Source organism: Pseudomonas sp. PF05, from assembly GCF_056521845.1.
Window position 1 is genome coordinate 1 of sequence record NZ_JBWLPW010000048.1, and the last position, 2,247, is coordinate 2,247.

Consider the following 2,247-nt stretch of genomic DNA (forward strand, 5'->3'; position numbering starts at 1 on the left):
GGAGCATGTAGGCAATCCGATCCAACGGATACGCCGGATCCAGCGGCACATAACCACCGCCGGCCTTGAGAATCGCCAGCAAGCCAACAACCATGTCGATGCCGCGCTCGACGCAGATCGCCACCCGCGAATCGGGCTCTACGCCCTGCTTGCGCAGGTAATGGGCCAGGCGGTTGGCCCGCTCGTTCAACGCGCGGTAACTCAGGCGTTGCTCACCACGAACCACCGCCACGGCATCCGGGGTACGCTGGACCTGTTCCTCGAACAACCCATGGATCGTCTGCTGTCGCGGATAGTCTGCGTGGGTGGCGTTGAACGTCACCAGCAGTTGCTCGCGCTCCGACGTCGGCAGGATCGACACCTGCTGCAGGGGTAGCTCCGGCTGCTGTTCAAGCACCGCGACCAGACTTTCCAGCGTGTGTTGCACATAACCACAAAGCCGCTGCGCACCAATGCGCGCGGGGGTCATGACCGTAAAGCTGAATGCCTCGCCCTGGTCATCCACCGACAACATCAGCGGGTAATTGGTCCGCTCCTCGCCACTGAGGATCTGGATGCCGCTCCAAGCCGACAATGCCTCGCTCGACACTGTGGTACCGGAGTGGCGATAGTTGAGCAAGGCGCTGAACAACGGCGTCGGCGCCTGCACACCGCTGCAGCGTTGCGCCAGCGCCAACGCGGCGTGTTCATGGCCCAGCAGTGCGGTCAAGCGGGCATGGGTCGCTTTCACTCCCGCACGAACCCCGGTTTGCCCGACACTCACTCGCAACGGCAAGGTATTGATGAACATCCCCAGCGCGCGGTCGGCCCCCTCACCGCCCTGCATCCGTCCGACCAATACCGTGCCGAACACCACATCGTCCTTGCCCGATATCTTGCCCAGGACTTGCGCCCAAACCAGGTGATACAAGCTCGCCGCGCTCACTCCCAACTGACGCGCCTGGGCCCGCAGTCGACGACTCAGGCCGGCCTCGACTTCCTGGCGCACCTCCTCGAGGCCGCTGCCATCGCCTTGCACATCCTGCAAATCGAACGGCAACGTCGGCTCGTCGATGTCACCGAGCATTTCACGGAAGAAGGTTTCGTGCGCCTCACGGCTCACACCCAGGCGAGCCTGGGCCACGAAGTTGCGGTACGGCACCGACGCCGACAGCCGCTGCGCCTGACCGAGCATGTGCGCTTCGATTTCCGCCGACAGCACCGCCAGTGACGTGACGTCGTCCACCAGGTGGTGAAACAGCAGCATGCCCACCCAGCGTTGGTTCGCCAGGTCTTGCGCGTAGACAAGCCGCATCATCGGCGCCTGGCGAATGTCCAGGCGATAGAATCGCGGGTCGAAACGCTGGTGCAACTGCGTGGCGATGTCACCCTGCGCCGGATCCAGCGCAACCGGCTCGACACTCAGTGGCGCGTCTCGCCAGACCACCTGCATGGGTTCGGGCAGGCCTTCCCAGAGCACGCCAGTGCGCAGGATATCGTGCCGGGCAATGACGGCTTGCAGCGCATGGGCGAAATCTTCCAAGCGCGTGAACTGGTCGAAACCGAATATCACCTGTTGCAAATAGGGGTCGCCTTCGGCGGCGGCCAAATGGTGATAGAGAATGCCTTCCTGCAACGGCGCCAGGGCATAAATGTCTTGGACGTTACTTACACCGCCCGGCACCGCCGCGACGATCTGCTCGATCTCCGCTTGGGACAGCGCAGCCAACGGCAGCATGTCCGGTGTGATGCGCGTGCAATCGGCCGGGATACCGTTGGCCGGCACCACGACGTCCCGGTAGCCACCGACGGCGGCAGCCAACGCGGCCAACGTCGGCTGGCCGAACAAGACCCGCACATCGACGCTCAGCTCGATCTGGCGCATGCGTTCGATCATTTTCACGGCCAATAATGAATGACCGCCCAATTCAAAGAAATTGTCATGGCGACCGACCTGTTCGAGCTTGAGCAAGTCTTCCCAAATGCGGGCAATGCTGGCTTCCACTTCGCCCTGCGGGGCCTCGTACTCACGAGCGATCATCGCTGAGTGATCCGGTGTCGGCAGCGCCTTGCGGTCGAGTTTGCCGTTGGGGGTCAGCGGCAGCACATCGAGCCGGATGTAGGCGGTCGGCACCATGTACTCAGGCAGTTGCACTAGCAGATGAGCGCGCAAGGCTTCGATGTCAGCGAACGCTTCTGGTGCATGAGGTGTGAAATAGGCCACCAGGCGTTTCTCGCCCGGTACATCTTCACGGGCCAGCACCACGG

1 protein-coding gene is annotated in these 2,247 nt (G+C 62.8%); it reads right to left on the reverse strand.

The window, feature by feature from the left end:
* The coding region (locus tag AC09SL_RS29345) for a condensation domain-containing protein (protein WP_479571985.1) at window positions 1–2,247 on the reverse strand (2,247 nt) is incomplete at both ends.